The organism is Pseudonocardia sp. OZ21, from assembly GCF_059359135.1.
Genome location: NZ_JCADBN010000021.1, coordinates 52,058 through 68,632 on the forward strand (window position 1 = coordinate 52,058; position 16,575 = coordinate 68,632).

Consider the following 16,575-nt stretch of genomic DNA (forward strand, 5'->3'; position numbering starts at 1 on the left):
TCGGGCAGACACCCGGCGAACAGATCATGCGACCGCACGTGTGCCCGGGGCATGGGCCTCAGAGGCCGACGTACGGTGCACGGACTGCACCCGCCGGGACGGGCGGGCGGTTGTTCGATGACGGCGTGACCATGCCGGCCCGCGTCCGTGGAGCAGTGCTCGGTTCGGCCTACTCTGCCGGCCCGCCACGACCGCGAGCGTCATCCCTCTGGTTGGGGTCGACGAAGTACGGGCTGTCGAGAACGACCCCGCCCACCCAGAGCTGGCGGTGTGAGCGAACCATCGACACGAGGGTGTCGCCGCTGAGGGTGTTCAGGTCGAAGAAGAAGACGCCGATCTGCGGGTATGCCTGGGACCATCGGGCGACTCGAGCCTCGTAGCCGGCGACGCCACCGGCGGAGGCCCCGCCGACATGCGGCACGGCGATGCTCATGTCGGCGACGGCTCGTGCGAATCGGGTTCCTTTCCGCTCGAACGTGTCCTCCGACCAGTCGCCCATCATGTCCAACATGCCGTCAGGGGTGAACCCGGCGTCACCTCGAGACCTCCCGGCCGGTTCACGTACGTCCAACCAGGTCGTGTCGACTTCCGGGTTATCGGCGGCCAGCTTCTCCCGCAGCGCCGCATCTCCGGCTTCTGTCGCGACGTAGAGGCAGTTCTCCCCGGCCCGGAGCCCCTTCTCCACGAGGCCGAGCACGAGCCGGTCACGTTCGGCCTGCTCTCGATACAGGACGCAGAGATGTCCATGGCGGGCGACGGGTATTCCGCCGATGTCGGCCACGGGTTCGGCGTTGGGAGCGTTGTACACGGCGGGAAGATCGGACCTGCTGCCTGCGACGGTCACGCGAGCCTCCACTACCCACAGCCGTGAGCTACGGCCGGGTCCGGCTCCAAAGGGGAACTCGACGGCTGAAGAGCATCAACCAAACGTACGTGTCGCGCTGCGACCACGTATACGAGCCCGCCGGGGCGAATCACCGACCGTCATGGTTCGGATGCGGCCCGTGCACGGGATGACTCAGCTGATCATCTGTTGTGGGAGGACTCGTGCCGACATTGCCTCGGGCCTGCCGCACGAGGCCGTGACAGCGCGGGGGGGCCTGAGTCGGGAGTCCTCGTCGGGCCGCCCGCAACTCGAACGAGCCGTTCTCGATCGTGTTCGTGATCGGCGATGCGCACGGTCTCACCGATGGGCTCGGCACCTGCCAGGTCGACCTGCAGCGCCCGCCGCAGCTGGGTCCGGTCTCTCGCTGCCACGCGCTCGAGCAGGTCTTTCACTGGGACCGGCGTGTGGGGAGGCAGCCCGAGAAGCTCGGCAGCCCGGTCATCTGCCGTGAACCCCGAGGTCAGGCACCATTCGCCCACGGCGATCTGCTCGGTCTGTCGCCCGTCCAGGTCGATCGGCCTGGCGAGCCCGAACATTCGCTCATTTCCACGGTCACCGATGAGATCGAACATCAGCCAGTCGAACCGACCGTTGGCACGGAGCGCGAGGACCGGCACGCTCCTGAACTCTGCGTCGTTCATCAGGGCTTCGGCGATGGTGACCAGGCTGTCCTGGTGGTCGGGGTGGATGAACTCCCACCAGTCCACGCAGCCCATGGTTGCCCGGGACCAGCCCATCCAGCTCGCGCACATACTGTTCTGCCAGACGAAGTGCCCGTCGAAGTCGACAACGGTCATGAGATCGTTCCCGGCCTGCCAGCGTTCCACGAAGCGCATCGACCGGTGGTTCACCGACGGCGACAGCGCGGGCGCAGGGCCCCAGTCGGTGTTTCCCGCGTCCGACCCTCCGACATCGAGGCCCATTGCCCAGCTCCTTGGATCGGTGTGTTGTCTGGGCGACACATACCCGCTCCCGCGGCGCCCGCACATCCCGGGCCCTCCCGACCCTCGGCGCATACGGCGACCCGCCGGCGTTGGACCCGCGGGGCCCAGACCCATCGGTCCCCCTGGTGCCGGTCGGCCGGCTTCTGCACGCTATCTGACAGCGTCTGTCCAGGTGCGGTTCCTCGACCGACGGCTCACGCGGTCCCGTCCGTGGGGACGTTCCGTCAGGTGGCGCGGTGTGCACACCTCATCAGGCTCAATTCACTCCGACCCTCGCAGGATCTGCCATGCCCTCGTCGCGACATGCAGGTTCAGCCGGTTCTCCACATCGCTGAGCTCGAGGCCGGTGAGCTCACGGATCCGCCGGAGCCGGTACCGCAATGTGCTCCGGTGGATCGTGAGTGCGCGAGCCGTATTGTCGTAGTTCCCGCCGCATTCGTAGTACTGCCACAGCGTGGTGACGAGGTCGGAGCGGTTGGCCGCGTCGTAGTCGACCAACGCGCCGAGCCACTCGCGAACGAACTCGCGGAGCTCACGGTCGTGCTCGCCGTCGCCGGTGGCCAGCAGACGGTAGATGCCGAGGTTGTCGAAGACGGTGACGCCGTTCGGCTCCATCGAGTGCTGCCGGATGCGAAGGGCTCGAATGGCCTCGGAGTAACCGCGAGGGAGCTTGGACGGCACGTCGGCCGGCCCGCCCACACCGATCGCACCGTGCCCGTTCTGAAGCCTCGTACTCATCGAGCGGTACATCTCCTGCCACCGCCCCGTTCCGTCCCATTCCGGGCTTGGGGTGAGTACGACCACCGCTCCGCCCCGCTGGCTCAACAGCACGCCACTCTCCAGCATCGTGGCCGCCACGCGCTCGACGGCGCGGGCTACCACCTCGCTGCTCGTGGCCCCTGGCCACTGGATGACCAGCACTTGATGCGGTGGGGACAGATCGTGCCCCAGCGCACTGGAGCGGAACCGAGCGCTGTCGTCGTCGGTGCCGGTGAGTAGATCATGGACGAGGTCGCCGCGAAGACGCAGCTCGGTTTCGGCCATACCGCGACGATGGGCCAGTTCCATGGCGAGGACGATCGACGCGTGTTCGAGAGCGAACAGATCGTGTTCCTCGGCCCGGTGATCCGGGTCGATCAGCACGAGTACGCCGAGCACCTCGTTGCGGGGCTGAGCCAGCGCGATGAGCCGGTCGCGCTGGCGGATCGGACGTCCGTTACGTCGGGCGGCGGTGAGCAGCTCGGACCGACGGCGTGGCGACGTTCGCGGATAGGGCGTCGGTCGGCCCGGCCCGCACCACTCCATCAGGTTGCCGAAGTTGTCCTCGATCGCGACCGGCAGGCCGGTCAGGTCGTGCAGCGTGCTGCAGATCCCCGCCTCGCCCGCGCCGGAGGCAGCCACGGCAGTGAGCCGTTCGTAGGCGCGGCGTCGTCGCTCGAGGTCGGCCACGGCGCTGGTGAGCTGCTCGTTCAGCTCGATGAGTCGGTTGTTGAGGTTCCGCAGCTCGGTCATGTTGAACCGCTCGCGCCGGGTGAACCGCGCAACGTTCAGAGCGGCACCGGCCTGCTGGGCGAGCGTCCTGAGGAGGTACTGCTGGTCGGCGACCAGCTCATCGTCCGCGGTGACGACGAGGTAGCCGGCATGGCCGCCGACGGCACGCAGCGCGTAGGCCCAGGCCCACCGGGCGCCCGCGACGTGGACCGAGCCGTCCGACCCTGCCAGGGAGCGCAGCCCAAGCTGGAGACCGGTGCTGCCGTCGCCGACGCGCTTCAGATCGTCACGGAGCAGGTAGGCACCTTCGGTACGAGCTGCGCCCAAAGCAGTGACAGAATCGGCCGCCAGCTGGATGATCTCCGTCTCGTCGGTGCGGTCGAACATCACCATCGAGAGCGCGAAAATGCTCGAGAGCTTGGACATTTGCTCCCGCATGGCGTCGATCAGCTGCTGGCTGTCCATCTAGTCCTCGCAACAGGACGGCATCCCGAAGGGCACTGGGGAGACGCTACGCGCCAGAGGTTGCAGTACAGGCCGGAAAAAACCGATCAGGCGAGCAGCCCACCCTCACGGCTTCAGGGAGGGACGAGTCTCGCCACTGAGGGCAACCACGCAGTGATCGGAGTGGATCTCTCGCGCCGGCCAAAATTCTCCGAAGGTGGACGAAATCGGACATCGGGCCCGTGCCGGCCGAGCATGCGGCGCCGAGGACGAGCAGCAGTGACGCGCTCGCGGTCACCCTGGTCGTCGTCAGCGTGGTGACCGACCTGGCGCAGCCGTCCTGGCCCCTCCGCGGCCGCGGGGTCGTCGTCGCGGGTCGATGCGCCGGTACGACCTGGCCGACGCATCGGACTGCGTGGAACCCGCCCTGGCAGGCCGGTGCCCCCCGCGGGCCTCGTGGTGCACGGTCATCCCGATCGAACGCGAGGCGACGGTCGCGCGGCGAGAGGAGTCGGATGCTGAAAAGACAAGCTTTTCCGAGAGAAGACGACCTATCCATGACAACGACCGTGGAGAACGAAAAGCCGGTGACGAAAGTCGTTCACATCCTCGGCGGGATCGACGCCCTGACGGGGACGGATCTGGAACGCGCACTTCGCCGAGAGCTGGTGGACCGCCCGGTACGACTGATCGTGGACCTCTCCCTGGTCGATCTGCTCGGGTCGACCGGACTGGTGATTCTCCGTCGCGTGCAGGATGACTGCCTTCTGCAGGGCATCGAGTTGGCGCTGACCTGCGACGGGCGCAAGGACCTCCTCGAACAACTCAAGATAATCGGGCTCGAGCGGTTGTTCCTCGCCGAGATCTGACCCCTCAGAAGCGCGGAGCGGATCCTGGCGGCCATCGCCCGATGAACGCCCCGCGTTGCTCGTTCAGCCAGTGCTCCAGCGTGCGGGGATCCGCACCGGCCGTTGCGCGGACGGCATCGGTGACCGTGTCGCAGCCTCCGTAGGAGACCCACTCGAAGAGCTCCAGCATGCCCTCGGCCTGCCACGGCTGAACGCCGTTGCCGAGCATCATGGACCGGGCCTCCTCGGCCGGGATGTCGGCGTAGTCGACCTGGCGGGCGAAGACGGCCGAGATCCGAGCGGCGACATCGGCGTAGTCGAGCGCCTCCGGCCCCGTGATCACCTGGATGTCCGGTGGGTCGCCGTCTGTGAGGGCCCGCGCGGCCACCGCCGCGACGTCGCTGACCGCCACGAACCCGACGCGGCCGCCCCCGGCAGGCGCGAGGACCAGACCCCGCTCCCGGATCGCGTCCGTCGCGGAGAGCAGGTTCTCCATGTACAAGTTCGGCGCCAGGTAGGTGATGGGGAGGCCGGTTCGCTCGAGATGCATGGCGATCCGACGGTGGCTGCGCATGAAGCGCACAGCGCAGTCCGGCTCCTGGAACCCGTCGGCAGCGAGTTTGACGACGCGTGGCCGGTGCCCGGCGGTGACGAGGGCGTCCACGAACCCCACTTCGAGTTCGGTCTGCTCCTCGCGCGATGGGCTCATGAGGAAGACGCGGTCGAACTGCCGCAGCACGTCCACAGGGGGTGGCTCGTCGAGCGTGGCCACCACGTGGTCCACCGAGGGCGGCAAGTCCATGGCCTTCGCCTCTGCGCGGACCATGGCCGTCACGGCGACCCGCGCATCGTTCAACTCCTCGACCAGGCGCAGGCCCACCTGGCCCGTCGCCCCCGTCACCAGGATCATCATCTCTCCGCTACTCGGCGGTATTCGGTCCGGACGAACAATGCCGAGCCACCAGGTTATGCGACTGGACCCGAGGGGTCGAAGGGCAGCTGAACCGGTCAACCCGGCGGACCCAGGGGAATCACCGTAAAGCGTCTGCTCACCCGGCAGGGATTTCCCCGGCCGCGATGTGTGTCGCCGGTTGCGGGACGCCCGCCGCGGCTGGTCCTGCACACAGTCGTAGGCAATCGACGAGGAGTGAGCGGTGCCCGGGAACGGCGCAGGTCACAGGGGGTTGATGGACCTGGTGGGCCGAGTCCTGCGACCGAGGTTGCATCCGGCGGACCGATGCCGTGTGCCAGCAGGGGTGCGACGGTTGCCGAAGCTCGGTTGACCCGGCCCGGCAGGAGGAACTCTGTGACTCTGATGCGCTTCGACCCGTTCCGAGAATTGGAACGGATGGCCGATCAGGCCCTTTCCGCCGGCGCCCGTGCGACGCGCAGCATGCCCATGGCAGCGCTGCGCCGGGGCGCCGATTTCCTGGTTTTCCTCGATGTGCCCGGCGTCCCTCCCGAAGACATCGACGTGACGGTCGAGCGCAATGTGGTCAGCGTGCGCACCCGCCGCGCGACCGCCCACCAGGAGGGCGACGAGGTCATCATCGACGAGCGGCCACATGGCGAGTTCACCCGCCAGCTGTTCCTCGGGGACAACCTCGATTCAGACCGCATGTCCGGGGACACCCGCGACGGCGTGCTCACCCTGAGGATCCCCGTCAGCGAGGCGAGCAAGCCGCGCCGGGTGGAGCTCGGTACCGCCGACACGTCCGAGGGAGCGACCGAGCACAGCGCCGCCTCCAGTGCAAATACCGGGTCGGAGACCGCCTCGGCGGCCGACCGCACCACCACGTGATCGGGAGGTTGTCATGATCGATGAGCAGCGAGACACCGGAAGGCAGGCGGCCGGCCCCCAGGGTCGGGTAGCCAGCAGCGCATGGTCCCCCGAGGGCCCGGCCGACCCGGGGTTGCGGCCCCGGCGGCCGATCGGGTCGTTCGCCAGGTACGAGGACGCCGAACGGGCCGTCGACCGTCTCTCCGACTTGGGTTTCCCGGTCGAACGGGTGGCGATCATCGGTCAGGACCTGCAGACCGTCGAGCAGGTCACCGGCAGGATGGACTACCCGCGGGCCGCGTGGCGCGGCGCGCTGAGCGGCGCTGTTCCCGGCGCACTGATCGGGTGGCTGTTCGGGATCTTCAGCTGGGTCAACCCGCTGATCGCGGGCCTGCTGCTGGCCCTGTACGGCCTGATCATCGGGGCCGTCATCGGCGCGATCGTCGGCGTCGTCATCTATGCCCTGCAGGGCGGCCGCCGCGACTTCGCCTCCGTGATGATGATGCGCCCGCAACGCTTCGAGGTGGTCGTCGACGACGAGGTGGCCGACGAAGCGGTCCGACTGCTCGCGACGGGGGTCTGACATGCCCCGCGCTGTTGGTATCGATCTCGGAACGACCAACTCGGTGATCGCGGCCTGGGAGGGGGGCGAGGCCGATGTCATTCCCAACGCCGAAGGCTCGCGTACGACGCCGTCGGTGGTGGCGTTCACCGACAACGGTGAGCGGCTGGTGGGTCAGCTGGCCCGTCGGCAGGCGATCCTCAACGCCAAGGGCACGATCTACTCCGTCAAGCGCTTCATCGGCCGCCGATACGAGGAGGTCGAGGAGGAGGCCGAGCAGGTCACCTACGACGTGGTGCCGGACGAGCACGGCAACGCGCGGATCAAGGTTCGCGACAAGCTGTACGCGCCGGAGGAGATCTCGGCGCTGATCCTGCGCAAGCTCGCCGACGATGCCGGGCGCCACCTCGGCGAGCGCGTGACCGAGGCCGTGATCACCGTGCCGGCGTACTTCAACGATGCCCAGCGGACCGCCACTCGCGACGCCGGGAAGATCGCGGGACTCGAGGTCCTCCGGATCATCAACGAGCCGACCGCGGCGGCGCTGGCCTACGGGCTGGACAAGCGCCAGCACGAGACGGTGCTGGTGTTCGACCTCGGGGGCGGCACGTTCGACGTCAGCATCCTCGATGTCGGCGACGGTGTGGTGGAGGTACGGGCCACCGCAGGTGACACGCACCTCGGCGGCGACGACTTCGACCGGCGCGTCGTGGACCACCTGGCCGAGCAGTTCCAGAAGGACAACGGGATCGACCTGCGGAAGGACCCGCAGGCGTTGCAGCGGCTCTACGAAGCCGCGGAGAGGGCGAAGATCGAGCTGAGCTCGGTCACCCAGACCCAGGTCAACCTGCCCTTCGTCACGGCCGACGCCAACGGTCCCAAGCACCTCACGATGACGCTGATGCGCTCGACGTTCGACGAGCTCACCCGCGATCTCGTGGAACGCACGATGGACCCGGTCAAGCAGGCGATGGCGGACGCCAAGGCCGGGGCCGACGACATCGACGAGGTGATCCTCGTCGGCGGGTCGACCCGGATCCCGGCGGTGCAGGCGCTGGTTCGCCGCCTCACCGGTGGCAAGGACCCGAACATGACCGTGAACCCCGACGAGGTCGTCGCGGTCGGTGCGGGGATCCAGGCCGGTGTACTGAAGGGCGACGTGTCCGACGTCCTCCTGCTCGACGTCACCCCGCTGTCGCTGGGTGTGGAGACCCAGGGCGGCGTGATGACCCGGGTCGTGGACCGCAACACGACGATCCCGGTCCGGCGCAGCGAGACGTTCTCCACCGCGGCGGACAACCAGCCCGCCGTCGACGTGGTGGTGTTGCAGGGTGAGCGTGAGCGCGCGTCCGACAACCGGGTGCTTGGCAGGTTCCGGCTCGAGGACATCCGGCCGGCCCCGCGGGGTGAACCACAGGTCGAGGTCGTCTACGACATCGATGCGAACGGGATCCTCAACGTCACCGCCCGGGACAAGGACACCGGTGCGGAACAGGGCATCACGATCTCGGAGAGCACCAATCTGGACTCCTCCGATGTGGATCGGATGGTGCAGGAGGCCGAACGCAACCGGAGCTCGGACCAGCAGCTGCGCCAGGAGGTCGACGCGCGCAACGAGCTGGACAGCGTCGCCTACCAGGTGCAGCGCCGTCTCGACGAGCTCGGCGACGCCGCGCCGTCGCACGAACGGGCCCGCGCGGAGATGCTCGTGGCGGACGCCCGGCGGGCTGTGGACGAACAGGCGCCGCTGGACCGGGTGCGCGAGCTGACCGCCGAGCTCCAGCAGGTGTTCGCCGGCCTGAGCGCGGTGTCGGCCGGAGCGGGCGGCCCCGGGGGCGCACAGGGTGGCGGCAGCGAGAGCGCCACGAGCGAGACCGACGACGACGTGATCGACGCGGAGTTCGACCGTAGCTGAGGCGCACTCATGACCGAACATGCACGGGACAGGATGCCCGGCCGGCCGGCAGCACGCGCCACCACCGGTCAGGACGACACGGCGACGCCGGAGGAACGGACCGGAACGGATGGGGTCACGGGATCAGCCGCCCCGGCCCGATCCCCGGAGGATCGACCCGAGGACCAGCCGGAGGGCCGGCCCGGGCCGGACGCGGCCGAGCTGGAGGATCGCTGGCTTCGGGCCGTCGCGGACCTGGACAACCTGCGCAAGCGGTATGCCCGCGAACTCGGAAGGGAACGGGAAGCCGAGCGAGAGCTCGTCGCCTCGGCGTTCCTGCCGGTGCTCGACACCATCGACCGGGCCCTCGAGTACGCCGACGCCGACCCGGCGTCGATCGTCGACGGCATCCGGACCCTGCGCGAGCAGGCCCTGGCCGTGCTGGCCGGGCTCGGGTACCGCCGCGAGGACGAGACCGGGGTGCCGTTCGACCCGAGCCGCCACGAGGTGGTGGGTGTGGTCGAGCCCAACGGCGGTGGGGCTGCCGCGGGCTCGGTGGCCGAGGTCGTCAGGCCCGGCTACGGCGCCCCGGGCCGCCAGCTGCGGCCGGCATCGGTGACCGTGGCGCAGAGTTCGGGGGGCTAGCCGATGGCCCGCGACTACTACGAGACGCTCGGGGTGTCGCGCGACGCGGGCCCCGAGGAGCTGCAACAGGCGTTCCGGCGGCTGGCCCGGCAGAACCACCCCGATGTCAACCGAGACCCTGGTGCCGAGGAGCGGTTCAAGGAGGTCAACGAGGCCTATCAGGTGCTGTCCGACCCGGAGATGCGCAAGCGCTACGACCGCTTCGGCGACGATTTCCGACAGGTCCCGGAGGACTGGGAGGAGCGCGTCGGTGCCGGCGCGGGCCGGTCCCCCTTCGGCGGGGGCGGCGGCGGTCGCAGCTACACCTGGTCGACAGGTGGGGGCGACGGTCCCGATTTCGGCGGAAGGGACTTCGGTGGCGGCTTCGGGGGCGTCGACATCGAGGACCTGCTCGGTGGGATGTTCGGCAGCGGCCGGGGCCGGGCAGGCCCGGTGGGGGGCGCCGACCAGGAGGCGGAGCTGCCGCTCACCGTGGAGGAGGCGTACCGCGGCGGCCGCAGGCCGATCACACTCAACGGCCCGGACGGCCCGCGCACGTACACGGTGACGGTCCCGCCCGGTGTCACTGACGGCAAGCGGATCAGGCTGTCCGGCGAGGGCGGCCGCGGGATGGGTGGCGGCCAGGCAGGCGACCTCTTTCTCATCGTTCGCCTGCTGCCGCACCCCCGGTTCCGGGTCGAGGGCAAGGACATCGTGGTCGACCTGCCGCTGGCGCCGTGGGAGGGCGCCCTCGGGGCGGACGTCCCGGTCACGACACCCGATGGGGAGGCCAAGGTGACCGTTCCACCGGGTACCTCCAGCGGCCGGCGGCTGCGCCTTCGCGGGCAGGGCATGCCCGACCCGCGCGGCAGGCCGGGCGACCTCTACACCGAGGTCAAGATCATGGTGCCCGCCCGGCTCACCGACCGGGAGCGTGAGCTGTTCTCCGAGCTGGCCGCAGCGTCCACGTTCGATCCGCGCCGCCCCGGTTCCGAGCGGAGGAGGGGAAGCCGATGACCGTGCCCTATCCGCCTGTCCGTCGCCGGCGGTCGCGGGGAGCAGGAAGCGACCGGCTGCGCCATGAGGAGTTCGCCCGGCTCTGCGGTCTGCATCCGGACCTCGTCCGGCGGTTCGTCGCGCTCGGCCTGGTCCCGGCCGCGCGTGATGCCGACGGATGTCTGTGGTTCACCAGGTCGCAGCTGGCTGCCGTCGCCCGGATGCAGAGGCTGCGGGCCACGCTGCCGCTCAACTACGCGGCTCTCGGCCTCGTCGTCGACCTGCTCGACCGCATCACCGAACTGGAGAGCGAGCTGCGCATCCGGGGGCACACCGAACCCGTGCGCCCGCCCGGAACCGAGCCCACCGACAGCGACCAGACGCGGAGCACGCAATGGACCTGAACCGCCTGACCCAGATGTCCCAGCAGGCGCTCTCGGCCGCGCAGGATCTCGCGACGCGAGCCGGCCACACCGAGGTCGACGGCGAGCACCTGCTGCTCGCGCTGCTCGACCAGACCGAGGGGCTCGTACCCCGGTTGCTCGCCGCCATGGGTGTGGACGAGCGGGGCCTGCGCACCGACCTGGAGGCCGAGCTCTCCCGCAAGCCGCGGACCACCGGCCCGGCCACCCAGCCGGGGCAGGTCACGGTCACCCAGCGGTTGGCCCGGGTGCTCGACGCCGCCGAGCGCGAGGCCCGCCGGATGAAGGACGAGTACGTCTCGGTCGAGCACCTGCTCGTCGCGCTCGTCGAGGAGGGTCCCGCGACCGGGGCCGGTCGGGTGCTCGCCAAGCACGGCGTCACCCGCGACGCGTTCCTCTCCGCCCTGACCAGGGTGCGGGGCAACCAGCGCGTCACCTCGGCGACGCCCGAGGGCACGTACGAGGCGCTGGTGAAGTACGGCATCGACCTGGTCGAGTCGGCGCGTTCGGGCCGGCTGGACCCGGTGATCGGCCGCGACGCCGAGATCCGCCGCGTAGTGCAGATCCTGTCGCGGAAGACGAAGAACAACCCCGTGCTCATCGGCGACCCCGGCGTCGGCAAGACCGCGATCGTCGAGGGCCTTGCCCAGCGCATCGTGAACGGTGACGTGCCCGAGGGCCTGCGCGACCGGACGGTCTTCGCCCTGGACATGGGCCTGCTCGTGGCCGGTGCGAAGTACCGCGGCGAGTTCGAGGAGCGGCTGCAGGCCGTGCTGGCTGAGGTCAAGGGGGCCGACGGCCGGATCCTGCTGTTCATCGACGAGCTGCACAACGTGGTCGGTGCCGGCGCCGCGGAAGGCGCGATGGACGCCGGCAACATGCTCAAGCCGATGCTCGCCCGCGGCGAGCTGCACATGATCGGCGCGACGACGGTGCAGGAGTACCGCAAGCGCATCGAGTCCGACGCCGCTCTGGAGCGCCGCTTCCAGCCCGTCCACGTCGACGAGCCGAGCGTCGAGGACACGGTGTCGATCCTGCGCGGGCTGCGCGAGCGGCTCGAGGTCTTCCACGGCGTCCGGATCCTGGACGGGGCCCTGATCGCTGCGGCGACGCTGAGCCATCGCTACCTCACCGACCGGTTCCTGCCCGACAAGGCGATCGACCTCGTGGACGAGGCCTGCGCCCGGCTGCGCACCGAGATCGACTCCATGCCTGCTGAGCTGGACGAGATCACGCGCAAGGTGATGCGGCTGGAGATCGAGGAGGCCGCGCTCTCGACGGAGGAGGACCCGGCGTCGATCGCCCGGCTCGACCAGCTCCGCAAGGAGCTGGTCGATCTGCGCAGCCAGGCCGACGCCATGCGCGCCCAGTGGGACGCGGAGCGGCAGGCGATCAAGCGGGTGCAGGAGCTGCGGGCTGAGCTCGAGCAGGTGCGCCGTGACGTCGAGGAGGCGGAGCGGTCCTACGACCTCAACCGGGCGGCCGAGCTGCGCTACGGCAGGCTCGCCGAGCTGGAACGCAAGCTGCCGACGGAGGAGCAGCGGCTCGCCGAGAAGCAGGGCGAGCACCGGCTGCTGCGCGAGGTGGTCACGGCCGAGGAGATCGCCGAGATCGTCTCGGTGTGGACCGGGATCCCGGTGTCCCGCCTGACCGAGGGGGAACGGGAGAAGCTGTTGCGTCTCGATGAGGTGCTGCACCAGCGCGTCGTCGGCCAGGACGAGGCGGTGCAGGCCGTCGCCGACGCGATCATCCGGGCCCGTTCCGGGGTCAAGGACCCCCGTCGGCCGACCGGTTCGTTCATCTTCCTGGGCCCGACCGGCGTCGGGAAGACGGAGCTGGCCAAGGCGCTTGCCGAGGCGCTGTTCGACTCCGAGGACAACATGGTCCGGATCGACATGAGCGAGTACCAGGAACGCCACACGGTGTCGCGGCTGGTCGGTGCCCCGCCGGGCTATGTCGGCTACGAGGAGGGCGGGCAGCTCACCGAGGCCGTGCGACGACGTCCGTATGCCGTGGTGCTCTTCGACGAGATCGAGAAGGCGCACGCGGACGTGTTCAACACGTTGCTGCAGGTGCTCGACGACGGGCGGCTCACCGACGCGCAGGGCCGCACGGTCAACTTCCGCAACACGGTGATCATCATGACCTCGAACATCGGGTCGCAGTACCTGCTGGACGGCGTCACCCCGGACGGCCAGCTCAAGCCCGAGGCCCGTGATCTCGTGCTGGCCGAGCTGCGAGGTCACTTCCGGCCCGAGTTCCTCAACCGGGTCGACGACACGGTGCTGTTCACCCCGCTCACCCTGGGCGAGATCGAGGACATCGTCGAGCTGATGCTCGCAGAGCTGCGCGCCCGGCTCGCGGACCGCGACATCACGCTCGTGGTCGGTGAGGAGGCCCGCCACTTCATCGCACGGGAGGGCTACGACCCGGTCTACGGTGCCCGGCCGCTGCGCCGGTTCATCGCCCGCGAGCTGGAGACCCGGATCGCCCGGGCCCTCCTGCGCGACGGAGCGATCGACGGCTCGACGCTGCGGGTCGCCGTCGAGAGCGACCAGATCGTCGTCACCCATCAGATGGCGGGAGCGCAGTCGTGAGCGCCCCGGTGACCCCGCGGACGAGTGTGATCGCCTGCCCGAACTGCGGGCGGCGCAACCGCGTGCCCGCCGTGGGCGAGAGCGTGCCGAAATGCGGGAACTGCCACAACCTCCTGCCGTGGGTCGCCGACGCGGGCGACGACGACTTCGGCGAGGTCGCGGAGCGGTCCCCGGTCCCGGTGGTGGTGGACCTCTGGGCGGCGTGGTGCGGGCCCTGCCGGGTGGTGAGCCCCGCCCTGGAGCAGCTGGCCATCGAACGGGCCGGCGACATCAAGGTGGTGAAGGTCGAGATCGACGCCGCGCCCCGGCTGGCGCAGCGGTTCGAGGTGCGCGCCGTGCCGACGTTGCTGGCGATGCGCGACGGGGAGGTGGTCGACCGCCAGGCCGGGTCGGCGCCGATGCCGGCGATACGGAGCTGGCTCGACCAGGCGTTGCGGCCGAAGGAGGACGGCGGATCATGAGCGTGCGCGGCAGACTCTGGCAGCCGGCGCCGTTCGTCTCCGGCCGGCCGGCCGGCGCCGGGCTGACCGCATCCGCCGCTGCGCTGCTCCGGCGGACGTCGGACGGCGGCTCGCGGTGACCACGGCCTGGTCCCCGGTCGGACCCGACCCGCACCTGGCCTTCGTGCGCGACGACGTCGTGCCGCGCACTCCGGAGGGCTGCGAGGACTGCCTGCGGATCGGGTCGCCGTGGGTGCACCTGCGGCTGTGCCTGAGCTGCGGGCACGTGGGGTGCTGCGACTCGTCGCCGAACCGGCACGCCCGCGCACATGCCGGGCTCGTAGGCCACCCGATCGTCCGGTCGTTCGAGCCAGGCGAGAACTGGCGATGGTGCTACGTCGACGAGGCCTTGGCATGACGGCCCCTACCGCCCCGGGCGGCAGCCACGGAGTCGAGGAGCTGCTCGCGAACGTGCCGCCCAGCGAGACCCCCGACCTCTCGGGTGGGTACACCCGGCTCGAGGAGTCGCGGATCCGGTCCCTGGAGACGCTGGGCGAACGCCGGCCCACGTCGCGCGGCGAGGTGCTCATCGCCGAGGGCGAGCCGGAGACCACCTTCTACGTGGTTCTCTCCGGCCGTGTCGCGGTGGTTGAGGCGTTCGGATGCCCCGATCAGCGGGTGGCCCGCGTGCACGGACCGGGGCGCTTCCTCGGCGAGCTCGGTGTGCTGACCGGGCAGGCCGCGTTCTTCACCACCGTCGTCGTCGACCCCGGGCAGGTTCTCGCGATCCCGGCCGAACGCCTCCGCGCGTATGCGGCGGCCGACCCCGCCTTCGGCGACCAGGTGCTGCGTGCCTACCTGATCCGGCGCTCCCTGGCCCTCGGTGAGGGCATCGGGTTCCGGATCGTCGGGTCCCGGTACTCGCCCGGCACACGGAAGCTGCGCGAGTTCGCCGCCCGCAACCGCCTCCCGCACCGGTTCGTCGACCTCGAGACCGATCCGTCGGCCGAGCGGCTGCTCCGCGAACTGGGGGTGGCGCCCGAGGACACACCGGTCGTGCTGTACCAGAACCGGCTGCTGCGCAACCCGTCCGTCACCGAGCTGGCTGCGATGTTCGGGCTGCGGGAGCTCGACGGGAAAGAGGAGGTCTGCGACCTGGTGATCGTCGGCGCCGGCCCCGCGGGGCTCGCGGCCGCGGTCTACGGGGCGTCAGAGGGGCTCGACACGGGGATACTCGAGGCCGTCGCCGCGGGTGGGCAGGCCGCCCGGACGTCGCGGATCGAGAACTACCTCGGCTTCCCCGCCGGGATCTCCGGGGGCGAGCTCGCGGAGCGCGCGGCGATGCAGGCGGAGAAGTTCGGTGCCAGGCGGACCGTGCCGGCGGAGGTCGTGGGCCTGGAGCAGCGCGATGGCGAGTACGCGCTGCGGCTCGCCGACGGCGGTGAGGTGCTCGGGCGATCCGTCATCGTCGCGACCGGGGTTCGGGTCCGGAGACTTCCGGTGCCTCGGCTGGAGGAGTTCGAGGACACCTGCGTCTACTACGCGGCCACGCCGATCGAGGCCCAGCAGTGCGTCGGTGACCCGGTGGTGGTGGTCGGTGGCGGCAACTCGGCGGGACAGGCGGCCGTGTTCCTCGCCGACCATGCCGCTGAGGTCCACCTCGTGGTCCGGGAGCCCCGGCTCGACGAGCAGATGTCCCGCTACCTCGCCGACCGGATCATCCGCGATCCGCGTATCCAGGTGCACCTGCACACCGAGGTCCGGGAGCTTCAGGGCGAGAACGGCAGGCTGGAGGCCGTGGTCGTCGAGGACACCGCGACCGGGGAGCGGCAGCGCCTGCCCGCTCGCGACCTCATGGTGTTCATCGGTGGTGACCCGTGCACGTCGTGGCTCCCGGAGTCGGTGGCCCTGGATGCGGGTGGCTACATCCTGACCGGATCGGCCGCGGGCCGTGGGCGGGCCGCGGAGCAGACCGACGGACGCACCCCTGCGTTCCTCGAGACCACCCTGCCCGGCGTGTTCGCGGCGGGGGACGTCCGGAGCGGATCCATCAAGCGGGTGGCCTCGTCGGTGGGCGAGGGCGCCATGGCAGTGCGCCTGGTGCACGAGCACCTGGCGACGCGGTGACATGAGCGCGGAGGAGAAGGCATGGCCGAGGTGACCGGGATTCCGGTGTTCAAGCGGTTCTTCCGTTCGGCGGGGCGCGTGGACATCGACAAGGACGACCTGCGGCGGTTCCGGGAGTTCGTCGACCAGAAGATCGACGACATCGCGATCGCCGGCCGCAACTCCGCCGGCTGGAACGGTCGGGACGTCATCGCCCCGCAGGACCTGCCGATCACGAAGGGCCTGCAGGAGCTGATGCGCGAGTTCGACAAGCTCGACGAGGCCGACGAGATCCGACAGCTGCTGCGGGACGCGGTACGCCGGCCCCCCGCGGACGTGACGTTCAGCGAGGAGACCGAGGACATGCTCCCCGAGGTCTTCGGGGGAATCAGCATCGCGCTGGCCCGGTCGTTCCGGATCGTCGACCCCGATGTCACGAACCCCTCGACCGAGCACTGGGAGCGCGGGTTCGAGCTCTTCCGGATGCTGCTCTAGGAGAGCACCGTCGAGGCGCACGCCGATATCGAGGGGTGTGTGCTGC

At 70.1% G+C, this 16,575-nt stretch carries 17 protein-coding genes; 13 read left to right on the forward strand and 4 right to left on the reverse strand.

Features of this window, described 5'->3' with window-relative positions:
* Nucleotides 1-169: 169 nt before the first annotated feature.
* The 3 genes from AC5L35_RS32855 to AC5L35_RS32865 form a co-directional block, all read right to left on the reverse strand.
* Complete coding sequence (locus AC5L35_RS32855; RefSeq protein ID WP_495063636.1) at nucleotides 170-781, reverse strand: MEDS domain-containing protein; 612 nt, start codon at nucleotides 779-781, stop codon at nucleotides 170-172.
* Between the two features lie 245 nt (nucleotides 782-1,026).
* Nucleotides 1,027-1,809 (reverse strand): PAS domain-containing protein, encoded by a 783-nt coding sequence (locus AC5L35_RS32860; protein ID WP_495063637.1) that lies wholly within the window; start codon nucleotides 1,807-1,809, stop codon nucleotides 1,027-1,029.
* A gap of 282 nt (nucleotides 1,810-2,091) precedes the next feature.
* Nucleotides 2,092-3,786 (reverse strand): PucR family transcriptional regulator, encoded by a 1,695-nt coding sequence (locus AC5L35_RS32865; protein ID WP_495063638.1) that lies wholly within the window; start codon nucleotides 3,784-3,786, stop codon nucleotides 2,092-2,094.
* Nucleotides 3,787-4,322: 536 nt separating this feature from the next.
* Between AC5L35_RS32865 and AC5L35_RS32870 the strand changes: the two genes are divergently transcribed.
* A complete protein-coding gene (locus AC5L35_RS32870) occupies nucleotides 4,323-4,634 on the forward strand; it encodes an STAS domain-containing protein (RefSeq protein ID WP_495063639.1) in 312 nt (103 codons plus the stop codon).
* A gap of 4 nt (nucleotides 4,635-4,638) precedes the next feature.
* Here AC5L35_RS32870 and AC5L35_RS32875 read toward each other — a convergent pair whose 3' ends face one another.
* Nucleotides 4,639-5,514 carry an NmrA family NAD(P)-binding protein gene (locus AC5L35_RS32875; protein ID WP_495063640.1) on the reverse strand — a complete coding sequence of 292 codons (876 nt, stop codon included), beginning with the start codon at nucleotides 5,512-5,514 and terminating at the stop codon, nucleotides 4,639-4,641.
* A 414-nt stretch (nucleotides 5,515-5,928) separates the two neighbouring features.
* Between AC5L35_RS32875 and AC5L35_RS32880 the strand changes: the two genes are divergently transcribed.
* Genes AC5L35_RS32880 through AC5L35_RS32935 form a run of 12 tightly spaced genes read left to right on the forward strand, consistent with a single transcriptional unit; the run spans nucleotide 5,929 to nucleotide 16,529 of the window.
* Nucleotides 5,929-6,414 carry an Hsp20/alpha crystallin family protein gene (locus AC5L35_RS32880; protein ID WP_495063685.1) on the forward strand — a complete coding sequence of 162 codons (486 nt, stop codon included), beginning with the start codon at nucleotides 5,929-5,931 and terminating at the stop codon, nucleotides 6,412-6,414.
* 13 nt (nucleotides 6,415-6,427) lie between these two features.
* Entirely contained in the window at nucleotides 6,428-6,976 is a 549-nt protein-coding gene (locus tag AC5L35_RS32885) for a YflT domain-containing protein (RefSeq protein ID WP_495063641.1), read from the forward strand.
* A gap of 1 nt (nucleotide 6,977) precedes the next feature.
* Entirely contained in the window at nucleotides 6,978-8,870 is a 1,893-nt protein-coding gene (gene dnaK / locus AC5L35_RS32890; protein WP_495063642.1) for a molecular chaperone DnaK, read from the forward strand.
* A 9-nt stretch (nucleotides 8,871-8,879) separates the two neighbouring features.
* Nucleotides 8,880-9,494 (forward strand): nucleotide exchange factor GrpE, encoded by a 615-nt coding sequence (locus tag AC5L35_RS32895; RefSeq protein ID WP_495063643.1) that lies wholly within the window; start codon nucleotides 8,880-8,882, stop codon nucleotides 9,492-9,494.
* 3 nt (nucleotides 9,495-9,497) lie between these two features.
* On the forward strand, nucleotides 9,498-10,490 hold the full coding sequence (locus AC5L35_RS32900; RefSeq protein ID WP_495063644.1) for a DnaJ C-terminal domain-containing protein: 993 nt from the start codon (nucleotides 9,498-9,500) through the stop codon (nucleotides 10,488-10,490).
* Nucleotides 10,487-10,873, forward strand: coding sequence for a chaperone modulator CbpM (locus tag AC5L35_RS32905; RefSeq protein WP_495063645.1), 387 nt, complete (start codon nucleotides 10,487-10,489; stop codon nucleotides 10,871-10,873). Before AC5L35_RS32900 ends, AC5L35_RS32905 begins: the two co-directional genes overlap by 4 nt.
* Nucleotides 10,864-13,488 (forward strand): ATP-dependent chaperone ClpB, encoded by a 2,625-nt coding sequence (clpB, locus tag AC5L35_RS32910; protein ID WP_495063646.1) that lies wholly within the window; start codon nucleotides 10,864-10,866, stop codon nucleotides 13,486-13,488. Before AC5L35_RS32905 ends, clpB begins: the two co-directional genes overlap by 10 nt.
* Nucleotides 13,485-13,949, forward strand: coding sequence for a thioredoxin (trxA, locus tag AC5L35_RS32915; RefSeq protein ID WP_495063647.1), 465 nt, complete (start codon nucleotides 13,485-13,487; stop codon nucleotides 13,947-13,949). Before clpB ends, trxA begins: the two co-directional genes overlap by 4 nt.
* Nucleotides 13,946-14,068 carry a hypothetical protein gene (locus AC5L35_RS32920; RefSeq protein WP_495063648.1) on the forward strand — a complete coding sequence of 41 codons (123 nt, stop codon included), beginning with the start codon at nucleotides 13,946-13,948 and terminating at the stop codon, nucleotides 14,066-14,068. The genes trxA and AC5L35_RS32920 overlap by 4 nt, the downstream gene beginning before the upstream one ends.
* Complete coding sequence (locus tag AC5L35_RS32925) at nucleotides 14,065-14,346, forward strand: UBP-type zinc finger domain-containing protein (protein WP_495063649.1); 282 nt, start codon at nucleotides 14,065-14,067, stop codon at nucleotides 14,344-14,346. Before AC5L35_RS32920 ends, AC5L35_RS32925 begins: the two co-directional genes overlap by 4 nt.
* On the forward strand, nucleotides 14,343-16,055 hold the full coding sequence (locus AC5L35_RS32930) for an FAD-dependent oxidoreductase (protein WP_495063650.1): 1,713 nt from the start codon (nucleotides 14,343-14,345) through the stop codon (nucleotides 16,053-16,055). Before AC5L35_RS32925 ends, AC5L35_RS32930 begins: the two co-directional genes overlap by 4 nt.
* Nucleotides 16,056-16,076: 21 nt before the next feature.
* Nucleotides 16,077-16,529: a DUF1931 family protein gene (locus tag AC5L35_RS32935; protein WP_495063651.1), complete on the forward strand. Its 453-nt coding sequence runs from the start codon at nucleotides 16,077-16,079 to the stop codon at nucleotides 16,527-16,529.
* Nucleotides 16,530-16,575 lie beyond the last annotated feature (46 nt).